The organism is Solibacillus sp. FSL W7-1464 (assembly GCF_038004425.1).
Taxonomy (GTDB): Bacteria; Bacillota; Bacilli; order Bacillales_A; family Planococcaceae; genus Solibacillus.
In genome coordinates, this window is the sequence record NZ_JBBORC010000001.1 from 225001 (window position 1) to 244446 (window position 19446).

Genomic DNA, 19446 nt, shown 5'->3' on the forward strand with positions numbered 1-19446 from the left:
AGTTGAGAAGACGGAGCCGCAGCGAAAGCGAGTCTGAATAGGGCGAATTAGTACGTGGTCGTAGACCCGAAACCAGGTGATCTACCCATGTCCAGGGTGAAGGTGAGGTAACACTCACTGGAGGCCCGAACCCACGCACGTTGAAAAGTGCGGGGATGAGGTGTGGGTAGCGGAGAAATTCCAATCGAACCTGGAGATAGCTGGTTCTCTCCGAAATAGCTTTAGGGCTAGCCTCGTGATTGAGAATACCGGAGGTAGAGCACTGTTTGGACTAGGGGGGCATCTCGCTTTACCGAATTCAGACAAACTCCGAATGCCGGATATTTATACACGGGAGTCAGACTGCGAGTGATAAGATCCGTAGTCAAGAGGGAAACAGCCCAGACCACCAGCTAAGGTCCCCAAGTAATCGTTAAGTGGAAAAGGATGTGGCGTTGCTTAGACAACCAGGATGTTGGCTTAGAAGCAGCCATCATTTAAAGAGTGCGTAATAGCTCACTGGTCGAGTGACGCTGCGCCGAAAATGTATCGGGGCTAAACGATTCACCGAAGCTGTGGATGCATACTTTGAGTATGCGTGGTAGGAGAGCGTTCTAACAGCGTTGAAGTCAGACCGGAAGGACTGGTGGAGCGGTTAGAAGTGAGAATGCCGGTATGAGTAGCGAAACATGGGTGAGAATCCCATGCACCGTATGACTAAGGTTTCCTGAGGAAGGCTCGTCCGCTCAGGGTTAGTCGGGACCTAAGCCGAGGCCGATAGGCGTAGGCGATGGACAACAGGTTGATATTCCTGTACCACCTCCTCACCGTTTGAGAAATGGGGGGACGCAGTAGGATAGGGTAAGCACGCCGTTGGTTGCGCGTGTTCAAGCAGTAAGGCGTGTATGTAGGCAAATCCGCATACTATAACGTTGAGCTGTGATGACGAGCTCGTATGAGCGAAGTTCCTGATTTCACACTGCCAAGAAAAGCCTCTATCGAGGTGAGAGGTGCCCGTACCGCAAACCGACACAGGTAGTCGAGGAGAGAATCCTAAGGTGTGCGAGAGAACTCTCGTTAAGGAACTCGGCAAAATGACCCCGTAACTTCGGGAGAAGGGGTGCTTCTTTGGGTGCATAGCCTAGAGAAGCCGCAGTGAATAGGCCCAGGCGACTGTTTAGCAAAAACACAGGTCTCTGCAAAACCGTAAGGTGACGTATAGGGGCTGACGCCTGCCCGGTGCTGGAAGGTTAAGAGGAGCGGTTAGCGCAAGCGAAGCTGTGAATTGAAGCCCCAGTAAACGGCGGCCGTAACTATAACGGTCCTAAGGTAGCGAAATTCCTTGTCGGGTAAGTTCCGACCCGCACGAAAGGCGTAACGATCTGGGCACTGTCTCAACGAGAGACTCGGTGAAATTATAGTACCTGTGAAGATGCAGGTTACCCGCGACAGGACGGAAAGACCCCGTGGAGCTTTACTGTAGCCTGATATTGAATTTTGGTACAACTTGTACAGGATAGGTAGGAGCCAGAGATCTCGGAGCGCCAGCTTCGAAGGAGGCGTCGGTGGGATACTACCCTGGTTGTATTGAACTTCTAACCCATGCCCCTTAGCGGGGTAGGAGACAGTGTCAGGCGGACAGTTTGACTGGGGCGGTCGCCTCCTAAAGAGTAACGGAGGCGCCCAAAGGTTCCCTCAGAATGGTTGGAAATCATTCGTAGAGTGTAAAGGCATAAGGGAGCTTGACTGCGAGACCTACAAGTCGAGCAGGGTCGAAAGACGGGCTTAGTGATCCGGTGGTTCCGCATGGAAGGGCCATCGCTCAACGGATAAAAGCTACCCCGGGGATAACAGGCTTATCTCCCCCAAGAGTCCACATCGACGGGGAGGTTTGGCACCTCGATGTCGGCTCATCGCATCCTGGGGCTGTAGTCGGTCCCAAGGGTTGGGCTGTTCGCCCATTAAAGCGGTACGCGAGCTGGGTTCAGAACGTCGTGAGACAGTTCGGTCCCTATCCGTCGTGGGCGTAGGAAATTTGAGAGGAGCTGTCCTTAGTACGAGAGGACCGGGATGGACATACCGCTGGTGTACCAGTTGTCTTGCCAAAGGCATCGCTGGGTAGCTATGTATGGACGGGATAAGTGCTGAAAGCATCTAAGCATGAAGCCCCCCTCAAGATGAGATTTCCCATTACGCAAGTAAGTAAGACCCCTGAAAGACGATCAGGTAGATAGGTTCGAGGTGGAAGTGCGGTGACGCATGCAGCTGACGAATACTAATCGGTCGAGGACTTAACCACATTTTATTGCGCAATTCAATGAAACGTTTATCCAGTTTTGAAAGAATGATCTTTCTAAGGGTTTCAAGACACTTCGTGTATTGAAAGCCAATTAAGGAACGTCTACTAAAAGCACCACGTCCTGTGGTAACGTAGACGCCAGCACATCCATGTGCAAGTGAAGTGATGATGGCAAAGAGGTCACACCCGTTCCCATACCGAACACGGAAGTTAAGCTCTTTAGCGCCGATGGTAGTTGGGGGCTTCCCCCTGTGAGAGTAGGACGTCGCTTCGCTAGAATATTGGAGGATTAGCTCAGCTGGGAGAGCACCTGCCTTACAAGCAGGGGGTCGGCGGTTCGAGCCCGTCATCCTCCACCATTTCTAAATGCCGGTGTAGCTCAGTTGGTAGAGCAACTGACTTGTAATCAGTAGGTCGAGGGTTCGACTCCTTTCGCCGGCACCATTTAGAGAGCCATTAGCTCAGTTGGTAGAGCATCTGACTTTTAATCAGAGGGTCGAAGGTTCGAGTCCTTCATGGCTCACCAGTTTTATAAAATTATACATACTGTCAGAATAAATAGATCTTATGCATTTGTGCGGAAGTAGTTCAGTGGTAGAACACCACCTTGCCAAGGTGGGGGTCGCGAGTTCGAACCTCGTCTTCCGCTCCAAAATGCCGGGGTGGCGGAACTGGCAGACGCACAGGACTTAAAATCCTGCGGTGAGTGATCACCGTGCCGGTTCGATTCCGGCCCTCGGCACCATTTTATAATTCTTATCTCTAATAATGCGCGCCCGTAGCTCAATTGGATAGAGCGTCTGACTACGGATCAGAAGGTTGTGGGTTCGACTCCTGCCGGGCGCGCCATAATATATTTTTATTGACATATTCGGAATGTAGCTCAGCTTGGTAGAGCACTTGGTTTGGGACCAAGGGGTCGTAGGTTCGAATCCTGTCATTCCGACCATTTATGGGGCCTTAGCTCAGCTGGGAGAGCGCCTGCCTTGCACGCAGGAGGTCAGCGGTTCGATCCCGCTAGGCTCCACCATTTATATTTTATTCCCTTTGGAGGTATACCCAAGTCTGGCTGAAGGGATCGGTCTTGAAAACCGACAGGCGGGTAACACCGCGCGGGGGTTCGAATCCCTCTACCTCCTCCATTTTTAATATTCTTCTTTAGATGTTGGTCCCGTGGTGTAGCGGTTAACATGCCTGCCTGTCACGCAGGAGATCGCCGGTTCGATCCCGGTCGGGACCGCCATTTTTTTTTTATGGGTTTGTAGCTCAGTTGGTAGAGCATTAGATTGAAGCTCTAAGTGTCGGCGGTTCGATTCCGTCCAAACCCACCATACTATGGGCCTATAGCTCAGCTGGTTAGAGCGCACGCCTGATAAGCGTGAGGTCGATGGTTCGAGTCCATTTAGGCCCACCATAGTATTATTCCGAAGTAGCTCAGTTGGTAGAGCATCCGGCTGTTAACCGGCAGGTCGCAGGTTCGAGTCCTGCCTTCGGAGCCATTGGCCCGTTGGTCAAGTGGTTAAGACACCGCCCTTTCACGGCGGTAACACGGGTTCGAATCCCGTACGGGTCATACACTTGAATGAAAACACATTGCAAAATTTGCAATGTGTTTTTTTGGTGTGCCCGGCATGCACAACAGCCTGGTGGTGAAAGTCCACTACAGGCTTGGCAGTAGGAACTGTTAGCGAAAGACAAGGGTGTCCATGGTGACGTGGAATCTGAAGGAAGTCGGACGCAAACTCTCGAACTGACGAACAGAAATCAGATAAAAGGCTGACTTGGGACGGATGAGCTTGCCAAACAAAGCGAAGTCCAATACTGCCCAAATCCCATACAGTAAATCTGGCAGTTACATGAGAGGAAGGCGGTTGTGCTTACCCGGGGAGGTCTCTTGAGGGTTATTCAATTAACAATTTGTTTAGTGATAAATGGATGAATCAAGAGAAGTCAGCAGAAGCCATAGTAGTCTTCGACAAAAGATGAAGGGCCGAACAATCTTTTAAATCTTGAAAGAAACAAGGAGGTGGAGACATCCCGCCAAAACACAGAAAACATCAAGGTATAGACCGAATAGATGGCTACTTATAGAGGGATAAGCTGGAAGCGAAAGAGTATATAAGAGCGTGTAGGGATGTAAACATGGAAATGAAGAAACAAGAAAGTATCAATTTAATTGACAGAATTGCGTCCCATAGAAACCTATGGAATGCATATAAGAAAGTAAAAGGAAATGGAGGAGCACCTGGAATCGATGGTATCACGGTTGATGGACTGAAGGCGCATTTAATAAAATATGAGGAACCATTGAAAAGGAAATTAAAAGATGGTTCCTACCAACCTCAACCAGTGAAACGAGTAGCTATCCCAAAAGCGGATGGCTCCAAACGATATCTAGGTATACCATGTGTATTGGACAGAGTTGTTCAACAAGCCATTCTACAAGTCATCCAACCAATAATTGATCCACACTTTTCAGACAAAAGTTTTGGCTTTCGAAAAGGTCGAAACCAACACCAGGCAATTGCCCTCGCTAAGAAATATTACGAGGAAGGTTATCGAACAGTGGTGGACTGTGACTTGAAAAGTTACTTCGATACGATTCATCACCAGCGACTACGAGCTTATTTGGAAGAATTCATAACAGATAAAATAGTACTTAAGCTAATATGGAAATTCTTACGCTCAGGCATATTGGACAAGGACATCCTCATTGAAACGACAGAAGGTACACCCCAAGGGGGTCCACTCTCTCCAATTCTAGCAAACGTGTATTTAAACAAGCTAGATAGAGAGTTAGAAAAACGAGGACACCGATTCATTCGCTATGCGGATGATTTTGTGATTTATGTAAAGTCACCAAGAGCAGGTGAACGCGTCATGACCAGTGTCAAGAATTTTATCGAAGATGAACTGGGTCTCACAATCAATGAGCAGAAAAGTAAAGTGTGTGGCGCAACAGCAGCTACATTCTTAGGGTTTCATCTACAAAATCTGTCGGGAAAGTGGGATACCGACCAATCAAGTCCGCCAAGAAACGACTAAAAGATAAGCTAAGAATACTGACGAGTCGTAAACGAACAGGGACATTTAGTGAGATTGTGAAAAGAATCAATCAAACAACGGTTGGTTGGATTAATTACTATGGAGTTGCCAACATGAAAACTTTCATCCAAGAATTACAGGGATGGTTAAACCATCGCTTACGTCAATTAATATGGAAACGGTGGAAGCTACCACGAACTAAATATGTGAAATTACGCCAATACGGAATCCAACATGATGAAGCGATGAAAACGGCGCATTCAAGAAAAGGGTACTGGCGAATATCACGAAGCGAGGTTCTACACCAAGCCATTCCAAATAAAAGGCTCGTAAAATGGGGACTGAAAGACCTGTCCCAATTTTACGAGCAAAGATACTCAAAAGGTTGAACCGCCGTATACGGAACCGTACGTACGGTGGTGTGAGAGGTCGGCTAGCCAATTAATGGCTAGCCTCCTACTCGATTGTTCTTAAAATAAAACTTAAAATTCCTGTTGGTACATAAATGTATAAATTGCCTTAAACAGTACCGCTATTAACCCGAATTTTGATGGCATATCATTATCATTTTAAATTAACCATCTAATTGTATTTCATGCTGAAACTCATGTCAGGCAGGTATAGCGTCATTTAGAATTGATGCAGCTACAAAAGGGAAAGTATATAGAATCGGAATAACCCACTGTCTGATGAACGTAGAGTAATGTATTATAAAGATACACTAGAGGGGGCTGTCTTGCATGAATTTAACGCAAACCCTTTCGGTCTTATAAAACATTGGAAGCAGGTGGAAAAGTGGATACAATAATAAAAACAGGTAATAAAGCAGTTTACCCAATTATTTTTACGTCTGATTATAATGGATTGGGGAGTATTAACTGTTATGTCTATCAAAATGGAGAAGAATATATATTAATCGATGCAGGAATTAACAGTGAAGAATTTAAGCAGTTTTTCTACCAGAAATTGAAAGAATATAATATTGAAATTAACCAAATTACCTGTATTATTTTAACGCATTTTCATAATGACCATATTGGGGTAGTAAATGAAATTACGAATGAATATCCGATTCCTGTCTATGCCAGTGAAATTGCTATTCCCCGCTTGAAATGTGAAGATGCATACTTACAGCAGAAGCTTGCCTTTTACTATGAGTTGTATGAGCAATACGGCGTAACGGAATTTGCCCGTGAAAGAATGGAGAAAATGGAAAATACTCTTCGTAATAAAGAACAATTGATGATCTATCCGCCGATTAGAAAGCTGGAAGACGGGCAAAAAATTGAAGGGTTATGTGTAGTGGCTGCTCCTGGGCATTCTCCGGATTCAATTTGTTTAATTGATGAGGAGACAGGGTGGTTATTTGCCGGAGACTTTTTACTTGCTAATGGCATGACAAGTGCTTTAATCGATCATGACCATTCAGGAAACGTAACGAACCCGATTACCCAATATATAGAATCGATTGAAAAAATAAAAGTTTATAATGTTCGCAACGTGTATGCAGGCCATAAAGAGATTTATGAAAACTTGAGTGAAGTGATGGAAAAAAGCTTAAGTAAAATAGAATACAAGCTGAAAAAAGTTGTAACTAAAATAGGTGAAGGCCATCAAACTGCGAATCAATTAGGGGAAGCAGTATACGGAGCCCGGTTTTCGAAATATTTTACTTTTATGATTTCTGAAATTATCGGCTTAACGCTTCTTGCAGAACAGCGTGGTTTAGTTGAGCGTGAGTTGAGAGACGGGCAATGGTATTTTACAGTAGCAAGTTTCATTAAAAAATAAAAGGAAACATCAGCAAGGGGTTTTAAATGTGTAGCAAGTCTTTTTCTGTCTCACATAAAGTACCATCGAAGTAGTTGATATAGATTTATTCTATGCCGAAAATATCTACAATGCGGTAAGCAAAAGATATAAACCTCCTATCCCTGTAATTTCCTCCTTGGAAAATATAGATTTTGTTAGAGCAGAAAAAGTTATAGTAATAGTTGAATTGCTAATATGAAAACGGAAAAACCTGTAGGATCTTCTGACAATTTCTTTACAAATACGCTATAATTAACAACTACAGCACACATGCACAAAAGGAGTTTTCGCATGGTCTATTTATCGATGATTTTCTTTAAAATTGTAGCACCAATTTTAGTTTTGCTTATTATAGGTGCTATTTTACAGCGCAAGTTTCAGTTTAACCTTAAAGCATTATCACACCTCATTACATACTGTTTCATGCCGGCTGCGGTATTTATCAATATTTATGAAACATCCATTGAAGTGAGCGTACTTGGGCAGATTACGATTTTTATTATTTTGTTCATCGGTGCACAAATGCTGTTAAGCCAGATGCTTGCAAAGCTCTTAAAGCTTGATAGAAAGGAATCGGCTGTTTTTAAAAACAGTGTTGTCCTTATAAATTCCGGTAACTATGGGATACCGGTTGCACAAATGATATTTGCGACTCAGCCAATTGGAGTAGCGATTCAAGTCATTCTTGTTATTTTTCAAAATATGACGACGTATACATATGGCTTATATAATTTAATCTCATCAACAAAATCAGGAATAGCAATTGTCCGGGACTTTTTGAAAATGCCGATTGTTCATGCACTGATTATAGGGGCGGCATTGAATTACTTTCACGTTCCGATTCCTGAAACGTTCAGTATTCCCCTTGAGCATATAGCAGACGGATTTGTAGCGGTTGCACTTATCACATTAGGTGCGCAGCTTTCTACAATTGAGATGCGTACGATGTTCAATAAAACGATTTTTGTCAGTTGCTTTACAAGGTTAATAATCGGTCCGGCAACGGCACTTATTATTATTTTTGCATTGGGTCTAGATGGGGTGGTGGCACAATCATTATTTATCGCAAGTGCATTTCCGACATCGAGAAACAGTTCCAGCCTGGCGCTCGAGTATGATATTGAATCGGCTACAGCAGCCCAGACAGTACTGTTTTCAACGATTATCAGCTGCTTAACGGTAACGTTCGTTATTTATTTATCGACAATTTTATTTGCATAGAAAAGGGCTGCAGTAAAAGTAAATTACACTTTTACTGCAGCCCTTTTTCCATAAAAAACCGCAAGTACCCCCTCAGATACTTGCGGCTGTAAGCGATTATAGTTGGATATCAATAACGTTTCGTCATCTAGTAAGCACTAAATATGAAAAGCTAGTGAATTTAACAATTTGAGCAAGAAGCTAAATTCATAGAGTACTTCTTAGTACATACTTACCGCATTAGCGTATGGGTTTGAAAGGTCCATACCATCTAATGAAAGACCCATTGCCTTCGCTACACCTTCACCATATGCTGGATCAGCTAAGTAGCAGTGTAAAATATGACGACGTTTGATGAATTCTTCAACACCGTTCATTTCAGCAGCAGTTGTTTCGAATAAACGTTGTTGCTGTTCCGGTGTTTGAAGACGGAATAATTTACCTGGTTGCTCGAAGTAGTTGTTGTCATCTTCACGGAAGTCGTAGATGTCAGCTGGACCATCAAGAGCTAATGCAGGGTCTTTATATTGTGTTTGACCTTGTAATGCGCCATAGCTATTTGGATAGTAAGTAATAGCTGCACCACGGTTTCCATCAGCACGGCCTTGTCCATCACGGTGATATACCATGAATGGGCATTTTGGTGTGTTTACAGGAATTTGGTGATGGTTAACGCCTAAACGGTAACGAGTTGCATCTTGGTATGCGAATAAACGCGCTTGTAACATACGGTCTGGTGAGAATGAAATACCAGGTACAACGTTAGATGGAGCGAATGCAGCTTGCTCAACATCAGCGAAGTAGTTTTCCGGGTTACGGTTTAATTCGAATTCTCCCACTTCAATTAGTGGGTACTCAGATTTGTACCAAACTTTTGTTAAGTCGAATGGGTTGTCTTTAGAGTTGCGAGCTTGTTCTTCAGTCATCACTTGGATGTACATTTTCCATTTCGGGAAATCGCCCTTTTCGATTGACTCGAATAGGTCACGCTGTGAAGATTCACGGTCTTTACCGATAATTTCAGCAGCTTCTGCACCTGTTAAGTTTTCGATACCCTGTTGAGAACGGAAGTGGAATTTCACGTAAACGCGTTCGCCAGCTTCGTTGATCATTGAGTAAGTATGAGAACCGAATCCGTGCATTTTGCGGTAGCCGTTTGGAATACCACGGTCAGACATTACGATTGTTACTTGGTGTAAAGCTTCTGGTAATGAAGTCCAGAAATCCCAGTTTGAGTTACCGTTGTGCATGTTTGTTTTTGGGTCACGCTTAACAACGTGGTTTAAATCCGGGAAGTGTAATGGATCACGGAAGAAGAATACAGGTGTGTTGTTACCAACCATATCCCAGTTACCTTCTTCAGTATAGAATTTTAATGCGAAACCGCGAATGTCACGCTCTGCATCAGCCGCCCCACGCTCACCTGCTACAGTTGAGAAACGTGCGAACATTTCTGTTTTCTTACCAACTTCAGAGAAGATTTTTGCTTTTGAATATTTTGTGATGTCATGCGTTACAGTAAATGTACCGAATGCACCTGAACCTTTTGCGTGCATACGACGCTCAGGAATTACTTCACGGTTAAAGTTTGCTAATTTCTCAATTAGAAATACATCTTGTAATAAAATTGGGCCACGACGACCGGCTGTTTGTACATCGTCGTTTGATACTACTGGAGCCCCAGTAATTGTTGTTAGACGTTCATTTGTCATATGTAGTTCCTCCTAACGTTTTTTGAAAAACTCTTCATAAATAATATAACAAATCTAAATCATAATTTCTACTAGATTATAATAATTCTTTTTAAGTAATCTTTATATTAAAGAATTAGTTATTAAAAATAGATAGTATAGAAGATTCAGTAAATAGATTCTCTGTTAAATTATACCGTTTTTTTACAGGGAAAGGTAAACATTACTCCACATTTTTGGATAATAATTACTTTTATTTTTAAATCCACAAATGTGGGGAATCCTTCTAAAATTTCCTATATAATTGAAGCGATTACCATACGAAAGGACATGGTTATGCAACTTACATTAACTTTTATCATTTTGGCAGTTACGATTATTTTATTTACGACAAATCGATTGCGGGCAGATCTTGTAGCAGTAATGGCATTATTATCATTTGTTATATTGAATATTTTAACACCTGCTGAAGCGCTGGCAGGGTTTTCGAATTCTGTAGTCATTATGATAGCAGGATTATTTGTTGTCGGGGCAGGTATTTTAAGGACGGGTCTTGCAGGAATGGCAGGAAACCTTCTATTGAAATGGTCAGGGGATAATGAGCTCCGTCTATTTATTTTATTGCTTGTTATTGTCGCGATTGTCGGGGCATTTATGAGCAATACAGGTACGGTCGCATTAATGCTGCCGATTGTTGTTTCGATAGCAATCAGTATTAAAGTGAGCCCGTCCAAGTTTTTAATGCCGCTATCGTACATTGCGAGCATGTCGGGGCTGATGACATTAATTGCATCGCCGACAAACTTGATCGCTTCTCAAACACTCGTTGATCATGGCTTTGAAAAGCTGGGATTTTTCACAATAACTCCAATCGGAATTATCGCGACAATTACCGTCATTATTTATTTAGTGTTAGTACGCAACGTGCTGTTGCCGAATGAAGAAAACCGTTCGCAGTCAAGTGCGGGGTATAAGCTTTCTCCAAAGAAAATAGCCAAGGAGTATGATTTGCATGATAAGCTGTTCCGCGTTGTCGTTAGCGAGCATTCGACAATCTTAGAACAAAAGCTTGCTGATTTGAAGCTTCCGGCAACCTATCATATTTATATTATGAAAATAAAACGCGGTGCCGCGCAGGAAGGGATTAATTTACGGCCGATGACGTACCAGGAGCTGGCGGGTCCGACAAGTGTTATACATGTCGGCGATGAGCTGTATGTTCAAGGTTTGGCCGATGATGTAGCACGGTTTGCCCATGATTTTGCATTGACTGTTCAGCCGTTTGAAGATCATGCGAAAGAGCTCGTTACGAAGAAAATCGGTGTAGCGGAAGTATTATTAACACCGCAATCACGTCTTATTAAGGAAACTGTCAGTAAAATCGGGTTTCGTGAAAAATACAATTTGAACATTTTAGGAATCAACCGTAAAGGTGATTACTTACTGAAAAATATGGCCGATCAGAAGCTGCGTTTCGGTGATGCGATTTTAGTGCAGGGGACATGGGATGAAATAGAACTGTTGTCCCGCGAAACGCATGACGTGGTCGTAGTGGGGCAGCCGCGTGAATTAGCAGGGGCCATTGCCGCAAACGGAAAGGCACCGATTGCCGGTATTATTATGTTGCTAATGATCGGACTTATGGTGTTTGAAGTGTTTGATGCGGTAATTGCTGTATTAATCGGGGCTGTTCTTATGATTATTACAGGCTGTCTGCGCAATATGGATGATGCTTACAGTAAAATGAACTTCGAAAGTATTGTGCTTGTAGCGGCAATGCTTCCGATGGCGACAGCGCTTGAGAAGACAGGCGGGATGACGATTCTCGCAGAAGGTATTATCAGTATGCTCGGGGAATTCGGGCCATACGGTGTATTGATGGGGGTTTATTTACTGACAGTTGTTTTCGGGCAATTTGTCAGTAATACGGCAACAGCGGTACTGTTTTCGCCGATTGCCATTACTGCAGCACTTGCTATGGATGCGAACCCGTATACATTTATGATAGGGGTAGCAACAGCTGCGAGTATGGCGTTTGCAACACCGATTGCATCTCCGACAAACTCCCTTGTATTAACAGCGGGTGGCTATAAATTTATGGATTTCGTCAAAGTTGGTGTGCCGTTACAGATTATTATGTTTATTATCATGATGATTGCCGTACCGTTGCTGTTTCCGTTTTAGTCGGTAGAAAGAGGTGTTTAAATGAATGAGTCATTCAAATACCTCTTTATTTTATTTTACGGCAACTGCCTGTACAATTTTATTTTCCTGGATACCTAAATCAATGACCCCATCTTCACTTTTAATTTCCAGGCGCATCACATCACCAGGCTGTAAATAGCCGTTGTCTTTTTGTGAATTGTAGAATGCCTCCACTTTTTCTTCATAAGGGATGGAGTTGTCGTAAATAATGCTTAAAATCTCAGCATTCAGACGTAGACCTACACCAGCAGGAGTACCAGTTAAAATAAGGTCACCTGTTTTCAAATCAAAAATGCTCGACATTTCGGTTAATGTTTCAGTCGGTTTAAATAATAGCTGATCTGTTTTTACCTGTTGACGCGTCTCGCCATTTACGGATAAATGGAGCTCCAATTTTTCCAAATAATCAATTTCTCCGTCTTCCAATAAGTAAATATACGGTCCAGTAGGGCAGAAGCCGCGATAGCTTTTCCCTTTAAACCACTGCTGTTCAACGATTTGTACATCCCGTGCCGAAACGTCGTTCGTAATAACGAATCCTGCTATATAATCTTTTAAATTATGCTCCGTCACTTCTACCGATTCTGTTACATCCCGCTTCATAATGATACCTAGTTCAATTTCATAGTCGAGTAATCGAACATGTGCAGGGCATACGATATTTGCTGTTGCAGAAGTTAACGTACTTGCCGCTTTAGTAAAAAGTAGGTTATAGGGAGGCTTTTGCTGTGAAAAACCGGCTTCTACACGGTGTGCGCTGTAGTTTGTACCTTGGCAGTAAATGTTTGCTTCATCTGTTACAGGCGAAAGAATGGTAATGTCTGATTGATTGGCGATTTGGCCTGTTTGTTTTGCAGTAACAATATCCTCCATACCTGTTGTTAAAATATCTCGTAATGTTCGGTAAGAACCATTGACTACATAAAGTTCATCCTCTAAAATACCCCATTGAATCGAGTCACCTTGCTGAAAGCGTACTAATTTAATTCCCATTGCAACCCCTCCTAAAATAGTAAAAACTAATTTAATTTTAATTGAAAAAACAGAAAATAGTTAGTTGTTAATTAATGGATTTCTAAAAAGAAATCAATAAAAATTAATGAATAATAAAAAAGAGGCTGTATTACTATGGGGAAATCCATAGCGAACAGCCTTTTAATAGGTTAAGCAACTTCTGTCTGACCTTCACTATCATTAATGGATAGTGGAGATTTTCTTGTTATAATAACCGTCCAGACAATTGCTAAAACAAATAGACCAATAGAAGATACTAGTAAAGTAGAGCGCCCGCCTTCTAAGCCAAAAATACCTAGCAGAGTGGCAAACATATAAGGGCTCACAATACCGCCCAAACCTTGACCGGCAGCAGCGATTCCGACAAAGGAAATTCCTTTTGCCAAGTTTGATAGCTCCGATACTCGAGCTAATACACCAGGAAGTACGATTCCTAAACCCATGCCACCTAGTACACTTGCTACAAAAATCATCGTTAAACTTCCTACGGCAGAACACCATAAAATCCCGGTAGCTGTTAACAGTACACCTAGTGGTACAATCATGTTTGGCAACATCGAACGCAGTTTACCGAAGATGAAGCCTGTTATCAGTGTACCTGTTGTAAAGAGTGAAATTGCCAGACCGGCTTCCGTCGCATTTCCTAAACCTTCAGTCTGAATAATGATTGAGATATTTGTCACATAGCCATAAATGAAGGCAGAGAAAACAATTTGACCAATCGTGAAGCCGTATACTGTTTTCGGCGCTTTAAAAAGTACATCTTTAATTGAAGCATTGGGCACCTCTTGCTTTTTCGGTTCCGGTAAGAACAGGAACGTAATAGCTAAAATCCAAATAGGGAATAAGTACACTAGGAATCCATAGTTCCAGCCGTAAGCGTCTGCCAGCATACCGCCGACTACCTGGAAGAAAATTGCACCAACACATGCGATTGTCGACGTACCGAACCCGATCAGGAAATCACGTTCACGGCCATCAAAGAAACCAGTAATAATATCAATGGATAAAGGTAGAGTAATACCAACACCAAGGCCTAAAATGCCACGGAAAACGATAATTGCGAATAGATTGCTTAAGAAGAATGGCATGACCCCGCCAATTATAAATAAGATTAACCCGGTCGTTAATAATGCACGTTTTGAAAATTTATTCGCTAGCTTCCCATAGAAAAGGGAAGGAAAAATCTGAAGCAACCCGGGTATTGTTGCAATTAACATAACCGTAGTAGGGCTAAACTCCGGAAACGCTACAATAAGGTCGGCCATAATCGATCCGGCTACACCAGCAGCTACGTCTTGGAAGGCAATCAGGACAATTAAAAGCTTTAAAAAACCTCTTTTGGATGTTGGAAACATTGAATACCCCCTAATTTTTAATTTGTTCAGAACTCAAAGCCTCAGCATGTTGTACAGAATAACCCCCTCTGTAGTTTGAATATTCAGATATTATCATGTAAGCCCTTTCACGGTAACGATAATAATTTACGGAAAAGTATTTTTTAATTAAACAAAAATTGTTAAATATCGTCACGGAGTTCTTTGTCTAAATACGCTTTTAATCATCAAAAGTAACAATAAATAAAAAAAGTACAAAACTACGGAAATTCCGAAGTTCTGCACTTAAAATCCGGTTATTCTATTTCAATTTCACCTAAAACAATTAATGATTCGATTAAAAGGATTAATTCGAAAAGATTTTTAGAGCTGCGCAGGTTCCGATCAAGCAGTTCCTCAATTTTTTGAATCCTGTAAACAAGCCCGCTCATCGATAAATTCAAGTCAACCATTGTCAGGTTAAGGTTTCCGTTATGATTTAAAAATGTGTATAAAGTCTTCAAAAATTCATCTCTTTTATTTGATTTTAATGACAAAATAGGTTCCAGCTCACGGTGGGCTAATTTCACAATAATATCGCTGTTTTGGTGATTAATTAACGAACCAAGTATATTTGTATGCTCGAAATATACAATCGTGTCGCGCTTATTAATATTTAAAGAAGAAATCGCCTGACGATGTGCCTCCACGATATCATCAATATCGTTAATGACGCGGCTTAGTCCAATACGGAATTCATAATTTCTGAATTTACGTTGCAAATGCTTTAATATGTTCTGGAAAATATCATCGGTATCATCTTTTTTAGGGAACAAGAATACAATTTCATCCTGGAATTCTGTAATGAAGATCGATGTTTGATGCATTTCCAAATAGACGATGACTGACTGAATAATTTTTGAAATAGTGGATGCTTCATGAACGGGAATCCCTTTTTTGGTGACACCAAGACTGCCGATATAAAAATCTTCGTTTAAATCGATTTGTAGGAGGTAGCTGCGGCTGATCATACTTTTCTTTGAAGTGTATTGCTGCTGCAGTAACTGTTCAAAAAAGTATGCTTTAATATTTTCAGTCGCTTCCAGGCTTGATTTTTCATTTAAATAACAGAGGGAGATGGAAACGGCCGAGCGTTGTAAATAATGCATTTCTTCTTTAAAATTCGTATCCTTCGAAAAATAGATAAAGGAAATATAACCAATAATTTGTTTCTGAACGATAATCGGACTAATTAACCGGGTATGATTCGGACAATCTACCTGACTTGGCTGCATAGGATCGATAGGCTGAATTAAAATTTTTCCGGATTTTGTTTGGGGCATTTGCTGAATAAAATCTTCTTTAATAAAATCCAGCTGCGCCTGATCCATCCCGATCGAGTGATGTGTATTAAAGCTTAAATCCTGTACGATGGCAGGGATGTTCAGCGTATTGTAAATGGTCTCCAAAATCTGATCGATATGCATTCCTTGTGAAATACCCATTGTTAAGTTGTTATGAAAAGTCGATACTTTTTCTGTATGTTTTTTCTCCTCGAAAAGTTCCATATATGTTTTGTTCAAGTCATCAATCATACGTGTCTGACTAATTTTTTTTAAATCTGATTGTGTTTCAGGGTCCCAATGCTCCAGCATGCGCATTTCAAATGCACAATGCTCGTCTCCCTTGGCACGACAAGTCGTTTCCACAATGTATACTTCCTTTTTCGTCAAATATGAAGTATAGCCGCTTGAATAACCGGCCAATGTATGACAAATACAGGAGTCACTTTGACCGAAATGTTTCAAATGTTCTTCTACTTCATAAGAGTTCACCCAAATTCCTTTAGCATACATATACTTCACCGTATCATCCGGGTTCAAATGTAAAACTCTTTCCGAAAGGAGATCCGTAATTTGGCCGGAAGCAAGGTGATACCCGACAGCACTGTTTAGTTTTTCGGTTAATGTAAGTGGTAAATAATCGACTTCTTTTGCATGAGTAATGCCGATATTCCAGCCGTAACGCTGCAAGAAAAATTTTGCGTATTCAAGACCCAAACTTTCAATTAATTCCTTCCTTAAAACCCCAAATGTATTAGTAGTAGTATACAACGCTTTATCTACATAAGATGAGCCAGCCATTTTCAACCTCCTGAATATTCGGAATATTATCTATTTTAAAATGAAACATACCATACTTTACATAGAAATGAGAAGGTAATTTTTAATATTTGTTAAATATTAGTGTAAAAATTACTATTTTCAACTTGATGTTATTTATTTATAAACCTTTAAAATCAGGTCTTTCCCTACTGCTTTTTGAGTGGAAATTATTATCCGAAAATCTGTTCGAAACAGATGCAATGTTTATTTTTTATTTGAAATGACTTTGTCAGGATGAAACAAAAAGGTACAAACCTTTCATACAGCCTATATTTTTTATACGATTGGACGTTTGCTGCAGTATCAAGATTCGTTAATTTTTACTTATATTTGATTGTAAATTCCATAGAAATTCACCATATTATTCGAAATTTAAAACCGTAATATTGGATTTAACAAATATAAGGAGTTGAAATGATGACGACAGCGCTTACAGAAAGACAGATTGAAGTAATGAATAAAATGCAGGAAATTGCAGCGAATGTTCGTAAACGTGTAAAGGAAACAGAGGAGATTAGAAGAATACCGGAAGCGACAATGCAGGAATTGAAAGATTCTGGCTTAATGTATATTTTACGTCCCGAACGATACGGTGGTTTACAGGCAAATGTCGAAACTTACAGCCGGGTCATTATTGAACTATCGAAAGCATGTGCCTCAACTGGATGGATTGCTTCTCTTTGTGCGATTCGCGATATTATGGTGGCGGAATCATTCAATGAAAAGGCCCACCTGGAAATTTTCTCTGATAATCCACAAGATGTATTATTTGCCGGTGTATACGAACCAAGATCCTGTACGGTACGCAAAGTAGAAGGCGGTTACCTTGTTGAGGAAGGTCATTGGATGTTCTGTTCCGGTTCGCTGCATGCAACGTGGGGTTACTTTGGTATGTATACAAAAGATGAGAACGACAACATTTTAGAGCAGCTGTTAATGACAGTACCGTTTAATGTATTGGAAATTGAAGATGACTGGCACACATTAGGTCTTCGTGGAACAGGCAGTAATGCTGTGAAAATGAAAAACGTCTTCGTACCGGAACACCGTGTTACATCATTTGTGAAAATTCTGGACGGAGATTTCCAGTCACCGCATCTACGTGACATTCCGTTATATAACTCTGCACTGTTCCCATGCCTAATTTTATCTTTAGGCTTACCGGGGTTAGGTGTTGTAAAAGAGATGCTCGATAATTTCAAACAATCCTTACCGTACCGTACCGCCCAGCATATGGGTGTGAAAATGATCAAAGATGCGGCGAGCACACATCAGTTATTAGCAACAGCCGAGTTAAAAGTAGAAACTGCTGAACTTTACTTTATGAATTTAGCAAAATCGATTGATGAGTGGGCAGCAAAAGGTGAAATTATGCCAAAAGATTTACGCCTGAAAGCTTTGGCGGATATTGGCTATGCAAATGAAATGCTGAACGATGCGGTTCAGGCGATTTTAAGAGCGAGCGGATCCGGCTTTGTGTATGATGCGAGCCCGATGCAGCGTCTCCTTCGTGATTTCTTGACATTGAACTCCCACCGTTCACTGTCTCCTGTTATTACGAGAGAAAACTACGGCAGACAATTGGCGGGTTTACAGCCAAATCAAATTAGATATTAAGTAAAAATTTACGGAATTTTTAGAAAAAACAAAAAAGTTTTCTCGTAGTTTGATAGTTGCGAATTAAAGTACAGTTACTTTTAAGTAAGGGGGGCTAAGTGAATGAAACAAGCAATAGCAAAATTAGGGTATGTCGCGTTACAGTCTTCGAATGTGGAAGCATCACTGCATTTTTTCCAAGATGTTATCGGCCTTGAGTTAACAGAACAGATTGGAGATACGTATTATTTACGGGCGTGGGGGGACTTCCAACACCATACACTATCCATTGCGCCAGGTGAAGCAGGTCGGGTAGCACATATCGGTTTCCGTACAAAGCGCAAAGAGGATGTGGCTTTATTTGCGGATCAATTAGGCGGCAAAGGGTATGAAATCGAGCATATTGCTGCTTGGACAACACCTGGAATTGGTGAAGCAATCCGTTTTACAGCACCATCGGGACATCGGCTGGAGCTTTACTATGATATTGAAAAACCGGTTGTGGAGGAAAGCCGCCGCTCTGTCCTGAAAAACCAGACGTATAAATCGTACAACAAAGGTGCTTCTCCTCGACGTCTTGATCATGTCAATCTTCATACGGATGCGGATTCTAGGGTCACTTATAAATTCTTCACGGAAGAGCTTGGTTTCCGGATCAATGAATGCATTGAAACAGAAGAAGGGGATATTTTAGCCGGGTGGATGAGTGTCACTCCATTAGTACATGATGTGGCATTGGTATCGCATGAAAAACTTGAAACAACAGCGCGATTCCACCACATTTCTTACTGGCAGGACAACTCAGGTGATTTACTGCGTGCTGCGGATATTTGTAAGGAACACGGCCTGCAAATTATTGGACCTGGGAAACATAGCATTTCACAGGCAATTTACTTATATGTGATCGATCCTGGAAGCGGTTGCAGAGTGGAGCTGTTTACAGGGGGTTATTTAATTTTCGAGCCGGACTGGGAAACAGTCGTATGGAGTCCCGAAGAACGTGCATTTGGCAACACGTACTGGGGGGACAGCATTACAGGCAATCCGCTTATCCAGCCAACAATTGATGCAACAGGTATTAAAGAAACGAAAGCAGTACCAGCATTAGAAGTATAGGAGGATGG

At 41.8% G+C, this 19446-nt stretch carries 11 protein-coding genes, 14 tRNA genes and 2 rRNA genes (1 of these 27 only partly in view); 23 read left to right on the forward strand and 4 right to left on the reverse strand.

Going from position 1 to position 19446, the window contains the following annotated elements; all coding sequences use genetic code 11:
• The 20 genes from MKZ25_RS01095 to MKZ25_RS01190 form a co-directional block, all read left to right on the forward strand.
• Positions 1-2278 (forward strand): 23S ribosomal RNA (locus MKZ25_RS01095) (it extends 651 nt beyond the left edge of the window).
• Positions 2279-2436: 158 nt separating this feature from the next.
• Positions 2437-2552 (forward strand): 5S ribosomal RNA (rrf, locus tag MKZ25_RS01100).
• A 9-nt stretch (positions 2553-2561) separates the two neighbouring features.
• Positions 2562-2637, forward strand: a tRNA-Val gene (locus MKZ25_RS01105).
• Positions 2638-2646: 9 nt separating this feature from the next.
• Positions 2647-2722: transfer RNA gene (locus tag MKZ25_RS01110), tRNA-Thr, on the forward strand.
• A 6-nt stretch (positions 2723-2728) separates the two neighbouring features.
• A tRNA-Lys gene (locus tag MKZ25_RS01115) sits at positions 2729-2804 on the forward strand.
• A gap of 51 nt (positions 2805-2855) precedes the next feature.
• Positions 2856-2930: transfer RNA gene (locus MKZ25_RS01120), tRNA-Gly, on the forward strand.
• Positions 2931-2934: 4 nt separating this feature from the next.
• Positions 2935-3023: transfer RNA gene (locus MKZ25_RS01125), tRNA-Leu, on the forward strand.
• Positions 3024-3050: 27 nt separating this feature from the next.
• Positions 3051-3127, forward strand: a tRNA-Arg gene (locus MKZ25_RS01130).
• A gap of 23 nt (positions 3128-3150) precedes the next feature.
• A tRNA-Pro gene (locus tag MKZ25_RS01135) sits at positions 3151-3227 on the forward strand.
• 5 nt (positions 3228-3232) lie between these two features.
• A tRNA-Ala gene (locus MKZ25_RS01140) sits at positions 3233-3308 on the forward strand.
• Positions 3309-3327: 19 nt separating this feature from the next.
• Positions 3328-3420, forward strand: a tRNA-Ser gene (locus MKZ25_RS01145).
• A 25-nt stretch (positions 3421-3445) separates the two neighbouring features.
• Positions 3446-3521: transfer RNA gene (locus MKZ25_RS01150), tRNA-Asp, on the forward strand.
• 12 nt (positions 3522-3533) lie between these two features.
• Positions 3534-3609, forward strand: a tRNA-Phe gene (locus tag MKZ25_RS01155).
• A 6-nt stretch (positions 3610-3615) separates the two neighbouring features.
• A tRNA-Ile gene (locus MKZ25_RS01160) sits at positions 3616-3692 on the forward strand.
• A 9-nt stretch (positions 3693-3701) separates the two neighbouring features.
• Positions 3702-3777: transfer RNA gene (locus MKZ25_RS01165), tRNA-Asn, on the forward strand.
• A gap of 2 nt (positions 3778-3779) precedes the next feature.
• Positions 3780-3851 (forward strand) — tRNA-Glu (locus tag MKZ25_RS01170).
• 575 nt (positions 3852-4426) lie between these two features.
• The gene (ltrA, locus tag MKZ25_RS01175) at positions 4427-5323 is read left to right on the forward strand and encodes a group II intron reverse transcriptase/maturase (RefSeq protein WP_340799763.1); all 897 of its coding nucleotides are present in this window, start codon (positions 4427-4429) and stop codon (positions 5321-5323) included.
• Complete coding sequence (locus MKZ25_RS01180) at positions 5284-5712, forward strand: group II intron maturase-specific domain-containing protein (protein WP_340799764.1); 429 nt, start codon at positions 5284-5286, stop codon at positions 5710-5712. The genes ltrA and MKZ25_RS01180 overlap by 40 nt, the downstream gene beginning before the upstream one ends.
• 406 nt (positions 5713-6118) lie before the next feature.
• Positions 6119-7114, forward strand: coding sequence for an MBL fold metallo-hydrolase (locus MKZ25_RS01185; RefSeq protein WP_340799765.1), 996 nt, complete (start codon positions 6119-6121; stop codon positions 7112-7114).
• A 312-nt stretch (positions 7115-7426) separates the two neighbouring features.
• Positions 7427-8356: an AEC family transporter gene (locus MKZ25_RS01190; protein WP_340799766.1), complete on the forward strand. Its 930-nt coding sequence runs from the start codon at positions 7427-7429 to the stop codon at positions 8354-8356.
• A 200-nt stretch (positions 8357-8556) separates the two neighbouring features.
• Here MKZ25_RS01190 and MKZ25_RS01195 read toward each other — a convergent pair whose 3' ends face one another.
• Complete coding sequence (locus MKZ25_RS01195; protein ID WP_079523934.1) at positions 8557-10047, reverse strand: catalase; 1491 nt, start codon at positions 10045-10047, stop codon at positions 8557-8559.
• A gap of 315 nt (positions 10048-10362) precedes the next feature.
• Here MKZ25_RS01195 and MKZ25_RS01200 point away from each other — a divergent pair, with 315 nt between their 5' ends.
• Positions 10363-12210 carry an SLC13 family permease gene (locus MKZ25_RS01200; protein ID WP_340799767.1) on the forward strand — a complete coding sequence of 616 codons (1848 nt, stop codon included), beginning with the start codon at positions 10363-10365 and terminating at the stop codon, positions 12208-12210.
• Positions 12211-12261: 51 nt separating this feature from the next.
• On the opposite strand, the gene MKZ25_RS01205 is transcribed toward MKZ25_RS01200, so the two are convergent.
• The 3 genes from MKZ25_RS01205 to MKZ25_RS01215 all read right to left on the reverse strand — a co-directional run bounded on the left by MKZ25_RS01205 (position 12262) and on the right by MKZ25_RS01215 (position 16705).
• Positions 12262-13224: a fumarylacetoacetate hydrolase family protein gene (locus tag MKZ25_RS01205; RefSeq protein ID WP_340799768.1), complete on the reverse strand. Its 963-nt coding sequence runs from the start codon at positions 13222-13224 to the stop codon at positions 12262-12264.
• 170 nt (positions 13225-13394) lie between these two features.
• On the reverse strand, positions 13395-14603 hold the full coding sequence (locus MKZ25_RS01210) for an MFS transporter (RefSeq protein ID WP_340799769.1): 1209 nt from the start codon (positions 14601-14603) through the stop codon (positions 13395-13397).
• A gap of 275 nt (positions 14604-14878) precedes the next feature.
• Entirely contained in the window at positions 14879-16705 is a 1827-nt protein-coding gene (locus tag MKZ25_RS01215) for a V4R domain-containing protein (protein ID WP_340799770.1), read from the reverse strand.
• A gap of 438 nt (positions 16706-17143) precedes the next feature.
• On the opposite strand from MKZ25_RS01215, the gene MKZ25_RS01220 reads away from it, so the two are divergent.
• Positions 17144-18343, forward strand: coding sequence for an acyl-CoA dehydrogenase family protein (locus MKZ25_RS01220; protein WP_340799771.1), 1200 nt, complete (start codon positions 17144-17146; stop codon positions 18341-18343).
• 102 nt (positions 18344-18445) lie between these two features.
• Positions 18446-19438, forward strand: coding sequence for a VOC family protein (locus MKZ25_RS01225; RefSeq protein WP_340799772.1), 993 nt, complete (start codon positions 18446-18448; stop codon positions 19436-19438).
• The last annotated feature ends 8 nt before the right edge of the window (positions 19439-19446 follow it).